Source organism: Staphylococcus sp. McC-251-APC-3A2, assembly GCF_009695665.1.
GTDB classification, from domain to species: domain Bacteria; phylum Bacillota; class Bacilli; order Staphylococcales; family Staphylococcaceae; genus Staphylococcus; species Staphylococcus cohnii.
Map to the genome: position 1 here is coordinate 66,013 of NZ_VUNO01000005.1, position 21,946 is coordinate 87,958.

Genomic DNA, 21,946 nt, shown 5'->3' on the forward strand with positions numbered 1-21,946 from the left:
AACATAGATTTGCGATAGAATAAAGTGTGATTTTTCAAAAACTGAAAATATCAGAGGAAGAATGTTTAGATACAGTAGAATTTGTATAAGAAATTAATAAAATTTTAAGAAGAGCAAAAAATACCTTTTAGATAATCATGAAAATTTAAGCTTTTTATATTAAATATTTAAAAAAGTATATAAAATTATCACAAAATTGATAAAATAGAAACTGATAGATGATAATCGAATAGGTGATGCAAATGGGGAACTTGTTAAAGATAGAAAATATGAAATATTCATTAGAAAATCTTAATAATTCAGTCCAAAAATGGAAAACTTCATTAGATGGAAAATATTTATTAAGATATCCAACTGTATACATAATAAATAATAAAAAAAGTGCAAATAATTTTGAAGTTTATGTTGGAGAAACAGCAGATATTAGAAATAGAACGAGACAACATCTCAATATAGATAGAAAAATGAAAACATTTTGGGAAGACTTTTCTAAATCAAATCATTCATCAATGTATGTGATTGGCCATGAATTGTTTAATAAGTCATTAACATTAGATATTGAAAATAGATTAATGCAATATTTATTAAGTGTAGATAAAATTTCTAGGGTTCATAATAGTAGAACAAATCAACAAAATGAATACTTTACTTCTGATAAGTTAGAAGAAATATTCTCGGATATTTGGAAATCATTAAATGAAAAAAATAAATCTTTATTTCCAATTGAAAGCATTATTAAGGATTCAGCAATATTTAAAGCCTCTCCTTTTCATAAATTGACTCAAGAGCAAATTAACGCAAAAGAAGAGATATTAGATAAAATTAAAGAATCTGTTATTTTAAATGAAGTTGGACAATTGATAATCGTTGAGGGTGAAGCAGGCTCAGGAAAAACAGTTTTAATGAGTACATTGCTTTATGAAATTGGGAAGTATAATTTAGATTTAGATAAAAATTTAGATATTCATCTATTAGTAAATCAAGATGAGCATGTATCAATCTATAATCAAATAGTTACTAAATTGGGTATTTCGACTAAAATGAATAACATTGTAAGTAAACCAACTAGCTTTATTAATAATCATTCATCAAATGAAAAAGTAGACGTTGTAATTGTAGATGAAGCACATTTACTTTTAACTCAAGGGAAGCAAAGTTACCAAGGTAAGAATCATTTAAATGATTTATTAGAAAGGGCTAAAGTTGTAGTTATTGTTTTTGATTTAAAACAAGTGCTTACAACTGAACAAATTTGGGAAAAAGATAAATTAAATGAATATTTTGAATGTGCAAAAAATAAAAATAACCATGTTACTTTAAAAAATCAAATGCGGATTAATAGTGATGAAACAACAATTCATTGGATAAGAAATTTGGTTGACAATCAAACAATTAAGAATATTCCCTATGATAACAAAGGGTATAAGATTAAAATTTTTGATACGCCTGATGCGTTAGAGAAATCCATAAGAGATAAAGCTCAAAATACAGATAGTGGTATATCAAGAATGCTAGCTACCTTTGATTGGCAATATAATAAAAACAAATCTCCTGAAAATGAGGATTACTGGAGAGTGAAGGTTGGCGATTGGTCAATGCCATGGAATTACCAACTTAAAGTAAGTAGAAAGCAGTCAAAATTACCATGGGTTGAACAAGAACAATCTATATGTGAAATAGGTTCAACATATACTATTCAAGGTCTAGATTTAAACTTTGCTGGAGTAGTCATCGGGCCTTCCGTAAAATATAGAAACGGAAAGATAGTTTTTGACGAAAGTGGCAGTGCCAATAAAAAAGCTACTCGTAGAAGAACATTAGAGGACGGTTCAAAGCAATATTTCTCAGAAATGTTGCTTAAAAATGAATTGAACGTATTATTAACTCGTGGTGTAAATGGATTATATATTTATGCAGTAGATGACCAGTTGAGGGAAGCACTAAAAAAAGCATCAAAAGGTGATAAAAATGAATGAAACAAAAGATGTATTAAGAGAAATCAATCAATTTAGAGATGAGCGTAACTGGAGACAATTTCACAATGAAAAGGACTTATCTTTGTCAATTAGTTTAGAAGCAGCTGAGTTACTTGAGCTATTTCAATGGAAATCCCCTGAAGAGGTAGTGGATACTAAACATGAGAGATTAGCAGAAGAATTAGCAGATGTATTAATCTATAGTTACATGTTAGCAGATAATTTAGATTTTGATATTAATGAAATTATCCGTAAGAAACTAGTGAAAAATGCTAAAAAGTACCCAATAGACAAAAGCAAAGATTCAAATACTAAATACAAAGATTTATAACTAGATGTATTTTTCGGTTTTAAAGCCAGTGATGATTTCTTAGATGTTCCCATTGCAAGATGTTGACACAAACTTTTTCATCTTGTATGGGGGATCTTTATATTTATAGATAGTGTATTCGGAGAATTTTAGCCTGCATTGTTCATCATTATGAACGTACATTAAAGTATTTATATGGAATAAAAATACTTATGCAATTTTCGAAATATTTTGAAAACCAATTAATTTTGTTGTTTTGTTTGTTAAAATAGTGCTAAGTCAAAAATTTTAAATAATCAAGGTGGGTTATGATGGGAGATTTGGTAAAAGATACTTTGTCAGCATGGTTATTAATAGAATCTTTAAGTCCTGGAAAAGTGCGTTATACATCTAAAGATACATTGTTGGCTGATCATTTTAAAAATGAATGTAAGCAAAAACAACTTCAAAGTTTTAATAAATACTTTGATATATGGAAGGACCATCGTTTTATCATTTCAGATGAAAAGAAAGTGAAAGGTGAAAGAATTTTTAAGTTTTATAGACATTGTTTTCGTTATAATGAAATTAATCTGAAAATTCAAGATATTTTTGATAGTCATTCAGAAATTCATAATCCTAATGTAGCACATTGTTATGGATATACTTTCAATATTGATGAAAATGGGAAAGTTAAAAGCGATTCGATACATATTCCAATGATTATGAGCGCATTAAAAGAAATCGAAAAAGATAGAAATGCAAATATTGAAGAACAATTTAATGATTCAGTTGAAAAATTTTTACAGAAAGTTAATGAAATTTTAGCAGATGAACCTATCAACGAACAAAAATTGGAAAAAATGGATAAAGCCTACGATAAGTATTTTTCAGTATTAAATTTAAAAAAAGATGGCTTGTTTCCACATTATGTAGCTATAGAATTTGTGAAAAAGAATGAATTACCCCAACCAGAATTTAATAGTTTCTTTATAAGTGATATTGAAATAGCTAAGAAAAGTCCGAACCAAACATTAGTAGACTATATAGAAGGATTAGAGGAGGATCAACGAACAGAAGTTGACGAGAATAAAGAACTTATCGAACAATTTCTACATCCGTCACAACTACCTGATGGACGTTGGCCTTCCAAGACTGAATTCAGACTATCTCTAATGCAACAAGTTGCTGTAAATCAGATAACGAGTAGTGATAAAAAGATTAGTTCAGTCAATGGACCACCTGGTACGGGTAAGACAACGTTATTAAAAGATGTATTTGCACACTTTGTAGTTGAAAGAGGTAAAGAATTAGCTAAGCTTGATAATCCTAAAAGCGCATTTAAAAAAACAAAGCTACATGAAACTGATGAAAAGGATGTATATCTTTTAAAAGATGCTATTTCACAATATAAGATGGTTGTTGCTTCGGGTAATAATGGAGCAGTTGAAAATATTTCTAAAGATTTACCAAAATTAGAAGAGATTATTAGAAAACCTGAAAACAGTAAATTTCCGGAATATGAAAAAGCTTATGCAGTGTTAGCGCAAGAGTTAGACAATTTTGCTGAAATAGCTGAAGATTTAATCGGTGAAAAAGCATGGGGAATGTTTTCGGGTGTATTGGGTAACAGTAAAAATATTAATGAAGTTTTAAATCATCTCCTAAAGCAAGAGAAAGACACTATTGGTTTTGCTAAATTGCTACAAAACGAGAATAATAATTTTAGTACTCAAGAATTAAAGAAAGAATGGAAAGCACAGCAACAATTATTTTCAGATGAACTCAAAAATGTAGAAAAATTGAAAAGGGAATCTATTAAAGCATTCGAAGTTTATAAAGGTTATGAACAATCTATAAATAAAGAAAATTCACTTAAAATTGAAGAACAATCAGTAAAAAATAATATACAAAAAATAGAAATTGAAATAGAGAAAGACAATAAAAAATTAATTGATTTAGAAAAGCAAATCAATCATTATGATAAACAATTAGATGTTATCAATGACTTAATCCACTCAATAAAAGATAGTAACAAAGGTTTAGTCAATAAATTAAAAGCTATGTTTAGCACAGAAGAAGATGAACAATTTCAGAAATATAATCAAGAAAGACAACAGCTATTAGCACAGAAGTTGAACTTAGAGAAAGTTAAAAAGGCTAAACAAGATGATATTACTAACAATACTAATAAACAAGAATTATTAAAAAACACATCATTAAAAATTCAAAACGAATTAGAAAATGTTGAGTTTAAAGTGCAGGAATTCGAAGCATTTCGTAATGAATCAAATATTACAATTCCTTCCAAAGACTTTTGGAGTAACGCTAATTATGATGAGCGACAAGTTTCTAATTTATGGACGAGTGATGAGTTGCAGTATAGACGAGCAATGTTATTTTTAAGAGCAATGATATTGCATAAACTATTATTAATTGCTAATAATACATCAGTTTATTATGCCATCAAAGATTTTAAAGATAGACGCAAATTGATAGATACAAAGCCTGAGTTAGTATATAACGCATGGAATGTCATACATCTGATATTTCCAATTGTAAGTACGACATTTGCGAGCTTTAAAACTATGTATCAAGGTATCCCCAAAGATTTTATCGATTATTTATTCATAGACGAAGCGGGACAAGCTGTTCCTCAAGCAGCTGTAGGTGCTTTATATCGTTCTAAAAAAGTAATAGCTGTAGGTGATCCTATTCAAATAGAGCCTGTTGTTACATTAGAAAGTCATTTAATAGATAACATCCGTAAAAATTATAATATTTCAGAACGCTTACTATCAAAAGAAGCATCCGTCCAATCTGTTGCAGACCATGCTAATTATTATGGATTTTGGAAAAAGGATTCTACAGGAGAAGGGCAAAAAACTTGGATAGGTATTCCGCTTTGGGTTCATAGACGTTGTTTAAAACCTATGTTCACAGTAGCTAATCAAATTGCCTATAATAATAAAATGGTACTACCTAATGATATTAAACAAATTGGGAGGATAGGATGTCATAATGTAAGTGGAACTTCAGTACAAAAACAATATGTGAAGGAACATGGTGAAAAAGTATTTGAATTACTCGTTAATGATTGGAATGAAGCGATAAAAGCTAATCAGATAGAACCGAGCTCTTTTGTAATATCTCCATTTTCAGCAGTACAACAACAAATTAAGCGTATAGTGAAATCACAATTACCAACGAAAATTAATGTTGAACGTGAGAGAATCAATAACTGGGTTAATAAATCTATAGGTACGGTTCATACTTTCCAAGGAAAAGAAGCACATAAAGTATACTTTGTAGTAGGTACTGACAACACTCAAGATGGTGCTGTGAATTGGTCATGTGAGAAACCAAACTTATTAAATGTAGCAGTTACAAGGGCTAAAAAAGAATTCTATGTTATAGGTGACCTTCGAAGAATACAGACGAAGCCATTTTATGAAATTATATTTAAAGAAAAAAACATCAATTAATAACATAATTTAGAACTGTAAAATTTTGTGATATTTAAGCAAATAAATAATATAATTGGAGGAACATTATAATTTTAAAAAAGTTAGAAGCTCCTGATTCTGAAGAAATAGATGATATTTCAAATATTTGGTTGAATTCTAATTTAGATACACATTATTTTGTGAATCGTGATTATTGGATTGCTAACCTTGAAAAAGTAAAAAAGATGCTTCCAGATTCAACAATTTACGTGTATTATGCTAATAATCAAATTGTTGGATTCGCTGGCTTATATGCGAACTATATTGCAGGTATTTTTATTAAAGATAGTTACCGTAATAAAGGTATAGGAAGATTGTTTTTGAAAAGATTAAAAAGTGATTATAATGCGCTTAAGTTACACGTATATGAGAAAAATGAAAGGGCTATTCGTTTTTACTCAAAGCACCAATTTGAAATAATATCTAAAGAGTTTGAAAAAGAGACTCATGAACATGAATATCTTATGGAATGGAATAATAACCGAAATCCACACAATTAACGTTAATTATATTAAATAAAGAAACAGATTATATGCACTTTCAAGATTAATACCTTGAAAGTGTTTTTTATATCTATTATAAAAATTTGTGATTCTAGTTGATTTTATAAGACGTAAAGTATTTATAGATAAGATGTATAATTTTTCAAACTCACTTTAGGGACAGTAACTATTGAGAACCCTAAATTATTCACTTGCGATAAACCAATGATGTAACTAAATACATGCGAATACACAACGCCTATAACATCCCATAAAGTTTAAAGTGGCCATATCAGTGATATGTACATAATAACGCTTATGACAAAGGGGTGGAAAATAATGGCAGCAGAAACACATAAAGGTTGTGTTAAGTGTGGACATACAGAAATTGAAGAAGGAACACTTTCAGCGACAGGCTCAGGTTTTTCTAAAATATTTGACTTGCAACATAATAATTTTACAACAATAACATGTAAAAATTGTGGGTATACAGAATTTTATAAAGTGGATAAAAATAGAACAACAGATATTGTCGATTTATTCTTTGGAGGATAGAAATTATAAATAATTACGACGGTGCATAAAATACTGTTTTACTATAACTGTATAAATGCAGGTGAAATGTTATCGTATTTTATAACTAGTCAACTTTATGAGGTGGACTATGAAATCTTTTTAATTAGATTTCTAGTTCACTTTTTTAATTTAACATTTACTTCTATTTAATTTGAACTTAATACTATTTTGTTACGTTCGTGGTAATCAATATGAATTGGTAACTTAAAAAATAGATAGGAGTGGCGTTATTTTATGAAAAAAAGCACCTCGAGTATCATATTTACGATGTCAGCGGCAGGTATTTTTGTAGGGACACAAGATGCTAGTGCATCGGAATTAGAGAATCAACAAAAAACAACAGCAGCAACAACCCATGAAATGAAACAAAATGAGAATAATGTGCCACAAACTTCAGATAAAGTGTTGGAAACAGAATCACCTACTAATAAAGTAGCTAACATAGAGGGTGATGATCAGGAAGATGCAGAAAATGATACAAAGGCACAGTCAAAAGCAAATAATAATCAAAATTTAACTTCTTCTAAAAATGCCGACGAGGAAGTAGATCAAGATACACAAATTACATATAAGCAACAAGATGAAAGTAATAAACATATACAATCTTCTGATAACCAACAACAAAAAGAATCATATATAGCAGCGAAAGAACAACTAAAGTTACCAAATCAATCAACGTCCAATCAGTATAACCCAGGAAATAATCAACACTGGGAAAATGAAGCGGGTAAAACTGATGATGCTACTTCAGAGCAACAGCCCAAAGAAGAACAATTAGATAAAGGAACAACAGAAGATAATCATAAGTCGAACAAATCGTTACCATCAGATGAAGCGGCTACAATAAAGAATACAAATCAGCAAAATCATTCACCCCAACAAAATAACACTGAGCGTACTATCCAAGAATCAAATAATAAAAAAACAACTACAAAACAAACACAATCTAATGACCATCGTTATGCGATCATGACGATTGGCAAAGATAACACAGAAAAGAATTTAACTTGGTATCATGAATCCGACGAGCAAGGTTATGTGGAAATTGCAGAAGCAAATGAGCAGGGTGATTTTTCTAATGCAAGACGTCTTGAAGGAGAAACACATAAGGGTAGCAATACAAAACGCTTGTTAAATAAAGATATACCAAAAATGAATTATACCCATGCAACGCTACCTCATTTAGAAGAAAATACAACATACATGTATCACTTTTTTAACGGTGTTAATGGAGAAAAATCCCCGATACGTCGTTTTGATACGAATAATAATGGAGAAACGAATTTTATCGCAGTCGCCGATCCACAACTAGGTGCTTCAGGAGATTTAGTAGCGGATAATGCAGGATGGCAAAATACTGTGAATCAAATGGCACAGTTAAATAAAAATCCAGATTTCTTAATGAGCTTGGGAGATCAAGTCAATTTGCCTTGGGATGAAAAGGCATATAGTGGTTTTATAGAAGCAAAAGGGATGGAAAATTTCACAGTTGTACCTACTTTAGGTAATCATGATCGTGCCAATAAAGCTTATTCCGAACATTTTAATCTTCCTAATTTGCAAAATGGTGGTAAAAATCTAGCGAGTTCTGATTTTTATTTTACGCACAATGATACACTTTTTGTCAGTTTGAATTCTGAGAGTTTGGATTATAAAGGGCACGAAGAGACGATGAAACGTGCGATTGCAGATACTAAAGATCAAAATCCCAAGTGGATTGTCGCACTCACTCACAGAAATCCATATTCAGCAGGTAAACATTCTGATAAATTAGCAACAAAAATCAGACGTGACAAATTTGCGCCGTTGATGAAAAAGTACAATGTTGATTTAGTATTAGGTGGACACGACCATTCTTATAGTCGTTCACATGTTATGAATGGTAAAGATGCTCAAGTAAAATGGGATGAAAATGGCGCAGCACCACAAACATATTCAAATCCCAACGGTACAATTTATGTAACATTAAACTCTGCTAGTGGCAGCAAATTCTATGAATTAGATGGAAAAAAGGATTATGCAGTTAAATCAATACAGGATAACCAACCTGCTTATACGAAAGTGAATATCACGAAGGATTATATTGAAGTATTAACATACCATGTACCACAAGGTAATGAAAAACTTGGTGACCCGATTGATCGTGTTCGTATTAATAAAGATGATAATTAAACTCGCTTTTAGTTATGATATGACAAGTGATAATTTTATCGAAATATAGAGCGGTAAGTCATCGGGTTGTATGCCGTCACTATACGCTACCGTTTATATTAAGTGTGTATTGAAATTGTTATGTTGAACTTTATCACGTTATATATCGCAAGTATTCATTTTTACTTACATCGCAATTTTAGAGAAATACGATATTTAACAACCACATAAGTGAAGAATAGTCAGAGTTGCAGAAACTAAAAATTTAGTGGTCCTGCAACTCTATTTTTATTTAAATACTTACCTGATTCAGTATTGAACACAAAATAAAGACGAAGTGCTGAGAAACACTTCGTCGATAGCATAATAATAATTAAATTTGTCTTTTGTAGTTATTGTAATTTTGACTCTAATTGATGTACAAGATGGGTGAGCATAGCATTAATGGGTGTAGGTATGTTGAATGTTTTTCCATAAGCAGCTATTTGTCCATTAAGGTAATCTATTTCAGTTAAACGTCCGTTTGAATAATCTTGATGCATTGATGGATAATGAAGGCCCTGTGCCTCTTTTGGATAAGCTGCTTCAACTTTTTTTAATAGTGCATGACTGTCTAAGTGAATGTCTTTTGCTTTAGCAACTGCGACAATTTCTTCAATGATAGGCATAACCATTTCAGCTGAAGCCGGATAATTACCAAATTCATAAATCGTTTTGTTTAATATCGTGCATAAAGGATTTAACACACTATTTAATGTAGCTTTAGACCATATTGCTTCGAATACATTACTACTAATTTGGGCATTCAAATTTGCATCATTGAGAATTTGAAGTATAGCATGCGTATGGTCATCGGTTTCACCGTCTGCGCTTTGTAAATATATAGATCCTTCACCTTCTAGTAACAGTTGTCCTGGTCCACGTAGACCTGCAGTCCACATCGTTACTGCTAGATAAATTTGGGATAAAGGAACAATTTGTGATAGTCGTTCTTCATGACCTAAGCCATTCATCATACTCATTATAGCTGTATTTTGATGGATGCAACCAGCTTCTTGTAATTGTTGTAACATTGCTTCAGAGTGCATAGCCTTGGTCAAGATAATGATAAGGTCAAACTCAGTTGAAACATCTTTTGTTAATACTGCTGGGATGTTGACTGAATAGTTATCCGTTTCTGTTTTAATGTCCATACCATCTGTATTAATACGTTTGACGTGTGCTTCCCAATTATCAATAAGTGTAACATCATAGCCAGCTTCTTTTATGGATACACCAATTCGTCCACCCATTGCGCCAGCTCCTGCTATGCCTATCTTATACATCGAAATACGCTCCTTCGTTATTTTCAGTTTGAAAAATATTAAAATACACTTTAACTATATCATTTACATATATCGTCAACAATATTGTACAATTTATAATTACTTGAATGTTTATGTGATGGTTGTAAAGAGGTAATTGAATCGTTAATAACTTTTAAATCTTAAATATATGGATAATTACGTGAAAATTAAAAGGAGATAAAAACCCACAAATAATGAATATGCATTGTTAGTCATCTTCCATCGAAATATTATATATACTTGCATTTAATAAGATATAATGTATGATGAAAGTGAATAATTACACCATGTATTTAACCTATGCCAAATCGTAGGAGTGATAATTTCAAACGACTGTTAAATGATTGTCATGATATAGCGACTTGTCATTATTATTTAGTTCAAACATCGTAAATAGAAGCATAAGTGTGGTTGCCAATCGCAATCATTTGATGGGAAATTGAGAAATCGTTACTAATTTAGAGATTGTTCCACTTGAATGGAGTTTAAATAACTAAAGCCAAGCGGTACTCAATACTAAAGGGGTGATTGATTATGCGTAAAGTAACTAGATTATTATCGACGACGGCCGTTGTATCAACACTTGTAATAGGATCCTCAGCAACGTATTTTTCGACGATAACTAATGACGTGCAAGCAGCGGAACAAGTTCAAAAATGGGGTAGTGGTGAAGGCGGTTCAAGTGGTGGAGAAAGTATGAATAATCAGAGTGTTTCAAAATTACAATCACAAACACCATGGTATAAGTATGAAGGCTATACGACATACGATCCAACATTTACGTTAGATTATAATTTCGTTAGAGCTATGAAATATGACAATGCAACTATCAATGGATATATAGTAGACCCTAAAGCAAATAAAGATTATGCCTATAGCAAAACAATTTACGATACAACGATAGATTTTAACGATAAAGACGAAGTTATCCAAATGAGCTTTAAAACGAAACCCAAATCTGTAACTAAATCAGAATTTATAAAAGCACATGAATCTAACATGGATAAAGACGATGATGCTTCAGAATTAGAAGATGAGACAATGGTTCCATTTTATACAAATAATGGCGGTTCATATAAGGGATTCTTTGATGAAGATGGTTATTTAACTAAAATAATTATTGGGCAATAATTCAATGTCGTATTTTACTAAATCACTCTAGTCAACTACTGCACTTATTAGAAATTAAAGAGAAAAATAAATAGTATTTAAATAAAAAAGAGCTAGCCCATAAGGGTTTAGTTCTTTTTTTATATTAAATCGCCAGTACTAATGAATTGATGACAATCAGTAAAGCCATTGCTATTTCCGACAAATTCATGAAATTTTTAGCGCGTTATTTTGTAAATATAGTAACTTTTTGGAATTAAATCAGTCTTTAAAAGCAATTCACACTGCTATATCACGCTATAAATTTTAAATTCTTTGATTTTATTTTAAATAAATAATAAATGTCCGAATTTTTTAAAGAATAAATATAAATCATTGTGGACAATTGAATGGAGTGATATTAAGATATAAGTAAGTTTTATATAAGGAAGGAGAAAAGAAAATGAAAATTTTCAAACAACACGAACAGAAACAACGTTTTTCAATCAAAAAATACCATTTTGGTGCAGTTAGTGTTTTAATAGGCGCTATATTATTTGTTGGTACAACAAATGATGTGTCCGCTGCTGAAATTGATGGAAAACCTTCTTTGACTGTAGATAGCGCAACCATAGATTCAAAAGCAGCACCAGAAGCATCAGAAAACCAAGGCGACGTTTCAAAAGCAGAAAAAGTGTCCTCGAAATCAGCACTGGAAACATCAGAAAATCAAACAGATGCTTCAAAACCTGAGCATACATCTTCAAAAGAAACACCAGAAGCAATAGAGAATCAAATAGACACTCCAAAAGTAGAGAATGTAAATACAAAAGGAATAACGGAAGCAACAGAGAATCAAGTAAACGTTTCCAAATCAGAGAACACGTCTTCAAAAGAAATACCAGAAATATCAGAAAACCAAAAAGACACTTCAAGATTAGAAAATGTACCTTCAAAAGAGGTGCTAAAAACTACGGAAAGTCAAAAAGATGTATCAACAGTCGAGCGTATATCGTCAAATATGGAACCTAAATCTATAAAAAAACGTGACATCTCAGAGTCATATGATTCAAATAGCATGTTTAGAAGAGCCGATGAAAGTTTATCTCAACCTCCTGCAGAAGGCTATAGTGTTAACTCTGATCTTCCAACTAATAATAAGGTGACACATAAAATTCATAAAGCAACAGATCCCAAACAATATACGTTCGAAGTGGCTAGAAGAGGTAAAAGTGGTGACAAACAATATGTATTTTCTGTTAGAAAAGAGGATGTAGATCACGTAGGTGCACCCACAAAGTTCTTCGTTACGGTATTTGACAAAGATAAAGTAACTTTAATAAAAGAGATTGATATCAAGACCATTACACCTAGTGATATTCAACTCGATGAAGTGACTTTTTTAAATATAGTTGCAAAAAAGAATGGATTTTCTTACAGGTTAAATAAAATCGATGGAAATGAACCGTCCAATTTCCTTCCTATCTACGGCAGTTCTGCACAATTGGTAACGGGTGAGGTTGTGAGTTATTCAATTGTGTTACCACATTGGAAAGGCCAGACAACATATTATTATGATGAACAAGGTAGAGAAATTGCGCCACCATACACACAGTATGGATGGACAAAGAGTGCTTATACAACAGAACCTCCAGAAATTGATGGATACGCATTAGATAGCACAAGAGCACCGCTTAATCAAAATGGAAAAATTAACAAACAATCTTCTAAAATAGTTGGTAATGTTCGATATAGCAAAGCGACAACTAGCCGTGGCACAATGTATCGTAAAGATAAAATCCTTGATAATAAAAGTACTGTAGAAAGTGAAGTGTGGTTTACTTATGCCAAAGCACCAGATACATTTGATCCAGTGAATGGCAGTAGTGTAGATAAAGGAAGAATAGCAGCTAACAATCTTCCAGATATGAATTATGATTTTGAAAAAAATCCTAATGGTTATGAATTTAGAGAAAAAATTGTAGGTGGTGAATCTGAAGGGAGATATCAACAACTCGGTTTGGAAGGTAAAGTAATATTCCAAAAATTCCGTTTCCAAAAAAATGGATTACCATCAAATGTAGCTATATCTGTTTCAGATTATGATGGAGGAGATGCAACGTCTAGCTCTATTGTGAGACTGAAAAAGGGTGAAGTAACTAATTCTCGATATGATAATGGAAGAACTTTTGATATTTCGAATAACTTTGAGTATCCAGATACTGTCGAATACTATTATATCACCAAAAAAGGAGATGTAGTTGTTGCTTATGTTGATACAGAGGGTAATGAACTAAAAGCTTCAGTTGAAGATGTTAAAGATGGGTTAGCAGGAACAGATTATGATACTGTAATAGACAATCGTCCAGTGACAATTGAAAAAAATGGAAAAATTTATAAACTTGTTTCAGCAGGTACTTATACAATAGGTAAAGTAGATGATCAGGGTCACTTAACTACATCAGACGCACCAATAGGTAAAATACAAGTAGGAACGAAGACGGTTACTTACGTTTACGAAGAAGTGAAACAAGGTAATGTCGTTATTGACTATCTTGATGAAGCAGGAAATCCGATTAAAGAATCTGTAGAGGATACACCGAACTCAAACGTAGATACAGCGTATGATACAACAGACCATAAACCGAAATTTATTGAAAAAGATGGTAAAAAGTACTTCTTCTCAAAAGTAAAAGAAGGAGATCATGAAACAGGAAAAGTTGTAGAAGGCACAACATCTGTCACATATATTTATAAAGAATTAGGTAAATATATTCCACATATTCCAGAAAATCCAGGAGACACGTACGACCCAAATAAACCAGGCACAGAACAACCGCCGGTAGGATATGATGAGACGCCAGAAGAACCGTCAGATAATCCACCATTACCATACATTCCAGGTTATACACCGAAAGATCCGAGTGGAAATCCATTGATTCCAGTAGATCCAGATCATCCAGAAAGAGGATACATCCCGCCATCGATAACGGATCCGAAGGATCCATCGAAGGATACACCAGTACCGTACGAGAAAGACCCAACACCAGAAGTGAAACAAGGTAATGTCGTGGTGAATTATGTCGATGAAGCAGGAAATCCGATTAAAGAATCTGTTGAGGATACATCGAACTCAAACGTAGATACAGTATATGATACAACAGACCACAAACCGAAAGTCATTGGAAAAGATGGGAAGTTATATTTATTTTCAAAAGTAAAAGAAGGGGATCATGAAACAGGAAAAGTTGTAGAAGGAACAACGTCTGTTACGTACATTTATAAAGAATTAGGTAAATATATTCCATATATTCCAGAAAAACCAGGAGACGCTTATGATCCAAATAAACCAGGCACAAATAGGCCACCAGTAATGTATGATGAAACACCAGAAGAACCGTCAGATAATCCACCATTACCATACATTCCGGGTTATACACCGAAAGATCCAAGTGGAAATCCATTGATTCCAGTAGATCCAGACCATCCAGAAAGAGGATACATCCCACCATCGATAACGGATCCGAAGGATCCATCAAAGGACACACCAGTACCGTATGAGAAAGATCCGACACCAGAAGTGAAACAAGGTAATGTCGTGGTGAATTATGTCGATGAAGCAGGAAATCCGATTAAAGAATCTGTCGAGGATACATCGAACTCAAACATAGATACAGCGTATGATACAACAGACAACAAGCCGAAATTCATTAAAAAAGATGGTAAAAAGTATTTCTTCACAAAAGTAAAAGAAGGGGATCATGAAACAGGAAAAGTTGTAGAAGGAACAACGTCTGTTACGTACATTTATAAAGAATTAGGTAAATATATTCCACATATTCCAGAAAAAGCAGGAGACACGTATGACCCAAGTAAACCAGGCACAGAACAACCGCCGGTAGGATATGATGAGACGCCAGAAGAACCGTCAGATAATCCACCATTACCGTATATTCCAGGTTATACACCAAAAGATCCAAGTGGGAACCCATTGGTTCCAGTAGATCCAGACCATCCAGAAAGAGGATACATTCCACCATCGATAACGGATCCAAAGGATCCATCGAAGGATACACCAGTACCGTACGAGAAAGACCCAACACCAGAAGTGAAACAAGGTAATGTCGTGGTGAATTATGTCGATGAAGCAGGAAATCCGATTAAAGAATCTGTCGAGGATACATCGAACTCAAACATAGATACAGCGTATGATACAACAGACAACAAGCCGAAATTCATTAAAAAAGATGGTAAAAAGTATTTCTTCACAAAAGTAAAAGAAGGGGATCATGAAACAGGAAAAGTTGTAGAAGGAACAACGTCTGTTACGTACATTTATAAAGAATTAGGTAAATATATTCCACATATTCCAGAAAAAGCAGGAGACACGTATGACCCAAGTAAACCAGGCACAGAACAACCGCCGGTAGGATATGATGAGACGCCAGAAGAACCGTCAGATAATCCACCATTACCGTATATTCCAGGTTATACACCAAAAGATCCAAGTGGGAACCCATTGGTTCCAGTAGATCCAGACCATCCAGAAAGAGGATACATTCCACCATCGATAACGGATCCAAAGGATCCATCGAAGGATACACCAGTACCGTATGAGAAAGATCCGACACCACCAGATACACCAAATAAACTGAATACACCGGATACACCAAATACGCCGGATAAACCGAATACACCAAATACGCCGGATAAACCGAATACACCAGATACACCAAATAAACCGAATACACCAGATACACCGGATACACCAAATACACCAGATACACCGGATACACCAAATACACCAGATACACCAAATAAACCGAATACACCGGATAAACCGGATACACCAAATACACCAAATACACCAGGTACATCAGTTGCGTCGAATCCACCTAATAAACTTAATACATTAAATACATCAAATGTATCAAGCACGGTAAATACAACAAAGGTTTCAGCATCAACTAATACAACGAGAGAGAAACAATTGCCTAATACAGGTGAAACAAATAATACTGGATTTTTTGCGAGTATAATAGCGTTAATCGGTGGTATAATACTTACCGTTTCTAGAAGAAAGAAAAATTAAAGTCATTTAATTAAAAACGGTAGTTCTGATTAAAATGTTACGAATACTTTAATCAGAACTAATATAAAATTTGAGGATTAAGCAATCATGAGTTGCTTAATCCTTCTTTGATTTGTCTAGCATAATAATCCTATGGTGAACGTTCGTTACAAAATTGATAGTAAATCAAACAGTGGAACTTTTAGAGTATTAAGATTTCATCTATTTCGAATTCAATTAATTTCTTATTTGCGTATAATTTTTGAGGTGAAGTATGATTGGCGAGTGCAGCTAAGAGCGTGAATCATCCTTGAAAGTAGCTTCTTAAGCTTTATATTCAGTTGTATGGATATAATCAAAAACGTCATCAGCCAGGCTTTCAAAAATATATTTAGCTTTTTGTTCTCCGCTTTCCTATTTATAATAAAAATCATTTACTTTCATCTGTGAATTGGAAAAATGATGTGGGCTGAAAGTATATAAAAAGCAACTTTTGTCTAAATGAACTGCAACTTATCAAATAGATAAGTCTGTTTAAAATTTGAAAAGGATTAAAAAAAGCACCCTCAATAATAAGTGAAGATGCTTATTAAATAGCTTAGATAATGTTTTGAATAACTTCTTTGCGTAATTTACTTCTTAATTCTGCCATCGTATTTAGATGGTATTTTTTATAATCACCTGAATCAATTCTAAAAGCATGGATACCTAAAATTTCATTTTTACTATTTAAAATGGCGCCTCCTGAAGAACCTGGTTCAGCCATCATTTGATAGTAGCCCATTGGATTGATGTTACGAGCCATGAGGGAATATTTACCCTTAGAATGATACATCGTACCCATAGGATCATTCTTGAATTTTCCAGTTGGTAATCCATAATGATACATGTGAATAGGTGTATTAGCTTTGATATTGGTAATCGATTTTTCAGGAGCAATTTTACGTATTTTCATATACTTCGAAATATCTTCTTTTGTATATAATAATGCGACATCACCAAATTGCATCATCTTCACAGCAACTACTTTGAGTGAGCGTGTGTAACTTGAACCTTCTTGTAGCAAGTTCACTCTTAGGTTTTGAATTGAAGATGGTGACATTGGTTTATGTGCTTCTGGATTATTGATGACGTGATTAGCTGTTAATATGGTATGTTTACCAATTGCAGTTCCAGTGCCATAAGTCAGTGTTTTTTTAATAGGATTCCAATTAAATACGGTTGCAATATTGGCTGTTTTCGCAGTCGTATGTTCTAAAGTAACCCCTTTATTGCCAGATTTTTTCATGATTTTTAATGCATCATTGATGCCGGATGCTTTAGTAGTTTGACCAAAATCTCGCACATTATTACTGCCTGGTATCTTTGATGACCATGCTTTAGGCGCTTGATTATAGTAGTTGCTGTTTTTTATAGTTTTCTTAGTTGTTTTTGGAATAACTTTTACACTTTTAGATGCTTTTGTTTGCTTAATTGATGGCTTCACTTGCTGTTTTTTTGCTGTTGCAGATAAGGTTTGTGATTTCTTATTTTTATTTACTTTAGTCTTATTCGTTTTTTTCTTTGCTACCTTAGTTGAGCTTGATAGTAGCTGTGGTTTTATAGATTTTGATGTACGCTTAGAAGAAGTATGTTGAGCTACTCGAACTTTTGCTTTTGATAATCCACTTTGTTTTTGTTTAATAGCTGTATTTACTTTTTGATTTTTGTCAGTGGGCATAATAGCTTGTGTCTTGTTTTTATTTTGAATGATTTGTTGTTTTGCTAGTTTTCTTTTTTGCTTAATTGGTGAAGGTGATTGTACTTTGATAGTTTTTGATAATGGTTGCACATTTTTACCTGAAATTACATTCGGAGTACCTTGTGAAACACCATTTTTAACTGATTTTTTTACACTTATATCTTTATTATTGTATTGTAATTTAGTGCCTTGTTTAGGAATTTGAACTTCATTTTGTTGTGCTTTTAAATTTTTGTTATTTACTATTATAGTATTTTTTACTTCATTAATTGTATTGATTTTTTTTGTCTCATTTGTTGCTATTGGAGATTTTTTAGTTACTTTATGGTTAACTGTATAATCTATATCAGTAATTTTTTCAGCAGCTTCCACTTTATCAACATGAAATATTATCCCCAAGCAAACTATCAGAGCTGTAGTAATGATAGCAGAAATATATTTTATTGCCCAATATGGTTTATGCACTTAATCTGTCCCCCTGTTTTCTATTGTGTAAAAAGTAAAAGTGTGATTATTTCTTCAATATTATATACTTTTTCTTTTGTGTATGGCAATACATTTTTGCTAATGAGAACAATATATTAAAATAGTCGTTGGCTCGGTAAAATGTTTTGATATATACTTGTAATTAAGTAACTTTTTACTTTATTGCTATATGATTTTACTAAATTTATAAGTTCTTAAGCTTCGATTAAACATTAATTTAATTATTGTATTTGAAAAAATATTGTGTATTATTGAAATTATAGAAAACATTAAGGGGAAAAGAATGAAAATGAAAACGAATATACGTACTTTTTCTAGTAAGAAGTTAGTGTTAGGGATTGTAACGACTGCTATTGGGATTAGCACGATTGCTTTAGTGAGTGAAAATGCACATGCAAGTACTTCAACAGTAAAATCACAAAAGGTAACGAAAACAACAAAACCTGTGCCTGCGACAACTAAACCATCTACAACGGTGAAAACAGTAAAACCTGTAATGGTAAAAACATCGACGACTAAAGCTACTACAAATGTAACGACTAAAAAACCACAAGCAATAGTAAAACTCACAGCTCAAAAAGCACCAGTGACGAAGAAGTCAGTACCTGTAAAAAAACCAGTCAGCAAAGCTATTTCAACAACGACGATTAAAGCGCCTGTTGCGTCCAAACCAGCGACGCCAACAATGAAGAAGCCAAGCACAGTGACAAAGGTATCGACACCAACAACGATAAAGAAATCCAACACAACAACAAAAGCACCTACCTCAACAATGGTGAAGAAACCAAGCTCAACAATAAAGACCTCGGCAATATCAACAAAAACATCGACAAAGACACAAACAACTCCAGTAAAGACATCGAGTAAATCAACGATGACCCAGACACCAATTAAGACTCCAAGTACATCGATGTCGCCGTCTACAAAACCAAACACATCATCGACAGTGCCTACAACATCTGCACCAGTGCAACCGAGTACAATAATCAAAGCACCAGTCAAAACAAATGAAGAATTCCAAAACATAGCAACTCCGAAATTCGAAAATACCAACGCTCAAGATATGACATTGCAGTCCCAAGAAGCAGTAAAACCAACTACAGAAACAGGGACAAATACACAAAATGCAACGCGTAAACAGGATTACTATAAATCTATGACAGAATTATATAATGATACGAAAGAAGGTATAGACTGGAAGAAAGATACGCGAGATGTTGGGAAATCAGTGTTGATCGTGGCACCACATGGCGGAAATATTGAACAAGGTACTTCAGAATTAACAAAATTAGTGGCGAACAATGGTGATTTTGATTATTTTTCATTTGAAGCGATACGTCCATCTAATAATACACAATTGCATGTCACATCTACAAATTATGATGATGCAACTTTGCATGACATGATTCAAGACCGAACGGCTACAATTTCAATTCATGGTGCTCAAGGAGAAGAACAGCTCGTATACTTAGGTGGTTATCAATCACCCCTTAGAGATGCTATTCAAAGTCAACTTGAACATAAAGGGTTTGTAGTGAAGATACCGCCAGAATACCTTGGTGGACTGAGTAATGCCAATTTTATCAATAAAGTAGAGGAAAGCACAGGTGTTCAATTAGAGTTAACGACTGCTTTAAGAAAAGCATTTTTCAAAGATGGAGACGCTAGCACAGCGTCACGTAAAAAAATAGAAAATTGGACTAACACAATGTATGACTTTGCCGAAGCACTCAATGATGCAATCAAGCAAGTCTATTCAGAAAATTAAGTATACGAAAGTGAATAAATTGATAAAGTAGCACGTTTCAAGTTTTTAATTTTAATAAGTATATTTCTTTTAATAAGGTAAGGACCTCAATGCGTATGTATACGTATTGGGGTTTTTTATATATTTAGTAAGATTCATTGATGAGTAGTCTAAGGGAAGTCTAAATCTTTTGATATTCTGCAGAAAAACACTAATTGTAATCAAATATATATTTATAAAATTGTATAAGGATATAGAATGTAGCGTTATTATAGATTTCAAAAACAAAGAAATGTTTGAATTCAAAAAAACATTGTAATATAATTCACGTTATTTCACGTTAAATAACGCATTTAAGTTTGCGAAAATTTACATATACATAGATAATCTAAAGAGGAGCGCAATTATGAAAGTATATACATCAATTATTTTTTGGATGAGAGCAATTGCTTGTCTAAGTATTGTGATGATTCATACAATTACTACAACATTTTATAAATTTGAAATGCCTAATGATGGCTATTTATTAAGAACTTTTCAATTACTATTATTATACGCAACACCAATGTTTGTTTTTATTTCTGAGTTTTTATTAGCCAAACATTATAAGACACAGGTTAAAGAAGGTTTTGTGAAACAGAAGTTGCTGACATTAGGAATTCCATATATCATCATTAACTTAGGTTTAGCGTATGTCTACGGGCATCCTAGTAATTTAACGGAATACTTAGATTCTGTTCAATTTATGATGTTTCATGGTGGCACGCTGACGTATTTCATTATTATTATCTTCCAATTTTATGCTTTACATATGTTATTCGCGAAACACTTAGTAAAACTTAACCCATTAAAATTAATCGCATATTCGTTAATCGTTACGACTTTATTTTGGGCTATGAGAACGTTTGTCGATGCACCTGAAGTTTGGTATTTAAATTGGTTATGGCAACGAGAAGGTTGGATGATTTTCATAGGTTGGCTTAGTTATTTCTTGCTAGGTTTTTATATGGGTTATTATTACGAAGCACTGATGTCTAATATACAAAAATATACGAAATACATTGTGTTAGGAACTACAATTGTGATAGTTATAACGTTAATCAATTATTTATCGGGCTGGCTAACACTAGTGGATTCTAAGCGTATTGACACACCGATTTATGTAACTATGATGATTTTAATCTTCTTTTTAATATCATCTTATGTTAAATATGTACCGAAATTTTTCATCTTAATTAGCAATTATTCTTTTTCAATATACTTAATTCATTACTTTATTGTTCATAGGTTAGGGACATTGCACGATCATCCTATATTCAATATACTATTCACATTTACGCTGACAATTACGTTCTCAATGTGTATTGCTTATGTGTTTAACCAGTTCAAACTAGGTAAATATATAGTGGGTGGCATCGGGAATGTTAAGTATGACAAGTTTTATCAAAGTTATAAAAACAATCTAGTGGATTAAAAAAGGGGAGAA

General features: G+C 32.3%; 12 protein-coding genes. 10 read left to right on the plus strand and 2 right to left on the minus strand.

The genetic code is table 11. The annotated features are described in order from the left end of the window. Positions 1 to 242 precede the first annotated feature (242 nt). From FYJ81_RS10570 to FYJ81_RS10595, 6 genes are all read left to right on the plus strand, one after another. Positions 243 to 1,976 carry a DNA/RNA helicase domain-containing protein gene (locus FYJ81_RS10570; protein WP_119536001.1) on the plus strand — a complete coding sequence of 578 codons (1,734 nt, stop codon included), beginning with the start codon at positions 243 to 245 and terminating at the stop codon, positions 1,974 to 1,976. Continuing rightward, on the plus strand, positions 1,969 to 2,307 hold the full coding sequence (locus tag FYJ81_RS10575) for a nucleotide pyrophosphohydrolase (RefSeq protein WP_107523750.1): 339 nt from the start codon (positions 1,969 to 1,971) through the stop codon (positions 2,305 to 2,307). The genes FYJ81_RS10570 and FYJ81_RS10575 overlap by 8 nt, the downstream gene beginning before the upstream one ends. Before the next feature lie 290 nt (positions 2,308 to 2,597). Further along, positions 2,598 to 5,750: a DEAD/DEAH box helicase gene (locus FYJ81_RS10580; protein ID WP_119517921.1), complete on the plus strand. Its 3,153-nt coding sequence runs from the start codon at positions 2,598 to 2,600 to the stop codon at positions 5,748 to 5,750. 161 nt (positions 5,751 to 5,911) lie between these two features. After that, positions 5,912 to 6,271, plus strand: coding sequence for a GNAT family N-acetyltransferase (locus FYJ81_RS10585; RefSeq protein ID WP_233435582.1), 360 nt, complete (start codon positions 5,912 to 5,914; stop codon positions 6,269 to 6,271). A gap of 321 nt (positions 6,272 to 6,592) precedes the next feature. After that, the gene (locus FYJ81_RS10590; protein ID WP_046207202.1) at positions 6,593 to 6,808 is read left to right on the plus strand and encodes a zinc ribbon domain-containing protein; all 216 of its coding nucleotides are present in this window, start codon (positions 6,593 to 6,595) and stop codon (positions 6,806 to 6,808) included. Between the two features lie 255 nt (positions 6,809 to 7,063). Then, the gene (locus FYJ81_RS10595; RefSeq protein ID WP_107523460.1) at positions 7,064 to 9,001 is read left to right on the plus strand and encodes a metallophosphoesterase; all 1,938 of its coding nucleotides are present in this window, start codon (positions 7,064 to 7,066) and stop codon (positions 8,999 to 9,001) included. Between the two features lie 371 nt (positions 9,002 to 9,372). Here FYJ81_RS10595 and FYJ81_RS10600 read toward each other — a convergent pair whose 3' ends face one another. After that, a complete protein-coding gene (locus FYJ81_RS10600; protein WP_107386578.1) occupies positions 9,373 to 10,305 on the minus strand; it encodes a ketopantoate reductase family protein in 933 nt (310 codons plus the stop codon). 555 nt (positions 10,306 to 10,860) lie between these two features. Here FYJ81_RS10600 and isaB point away from each other — a divergent pair. Together isaB and FYJ81_RS10610 are read left to right on the plus strand one after the other, a co-directional pair. Further along, complete coding sequence (isaB, locus tag FYJ81_RS10605) at positions 10,861 to 11,457, plus strand: immunodominant staphylococcal antigen IsaB family protein (protein ID WP_107523461.1); 597 nt, start codon at positions 10,861 to 10,863, stop codon at positions 11,455 to 11,457. 421 nt (positions 11,458 to 11,878) lie between these two features. Continuing rightward, complete coding sequence (locus tag FYJ81_RS10610) at positions 11,879 to 16,507, plus strand: MucBP domain-containing protein (RefSeq protein ID WP_154409635.1); 4,629 nt, start codon at positions 11,879 to 11,881, stop codon at positions 16,505 to 16,507. Positions 16,508 to 17,084: 577 nt separating this feature from the next. Here the strand turns inward: FYJ81_RS10610 and FYJ81_RS10615 are convergent. Continuing rightward, a complete protein-coding gene (locus FYJ81_RS10615; protein ID WP_326752337.1) occupies positions 17,085 to 18,692 on the minus strand; it encodes a trypsin-like peptidase domain-containing protein in 1,608 nt (535 codons plus the stop codon). Between the two features lie 310 nt (positions 18,693 to 19,002). Here FYJ81_RS10615 and FYJ81_RS10620 point away from each other — a divergent pair, with 310 nt between their 5' ends. Together FYJ81_RS10620 and FYJ81_RS10625 are read left to right on the plus strand one after the other, a co-directional pair. Continuing rightward, positions 19,003 to 20,481, plus strand: a complete 1,479-nt coding sequence (locus tag FYJ81_RS10620) for a poly-gamma-glutamate hydrolase family protein (RefSeq protein ID WP_442803823.1) — start codon at positions 19,003 to 19,005, stop codon at positions 20,479 to 20,481. Between the two features lie 385 nt (positions 20,482 to 20,866). Then, on the plus strand, positions 20,867 to 21,934 hold the full coding sequence (locus FYJ81_RS10625) for an acyltransferase family protein (protein WP_107523700.1): 1,068 nt from the start codon (positions 20,867 to 20,869) through the stop codon (positions 21,932 to 21,934). The last annotated feature ends 12 nt before the right edge of the window (positions 21,935 to 21,946 follow it).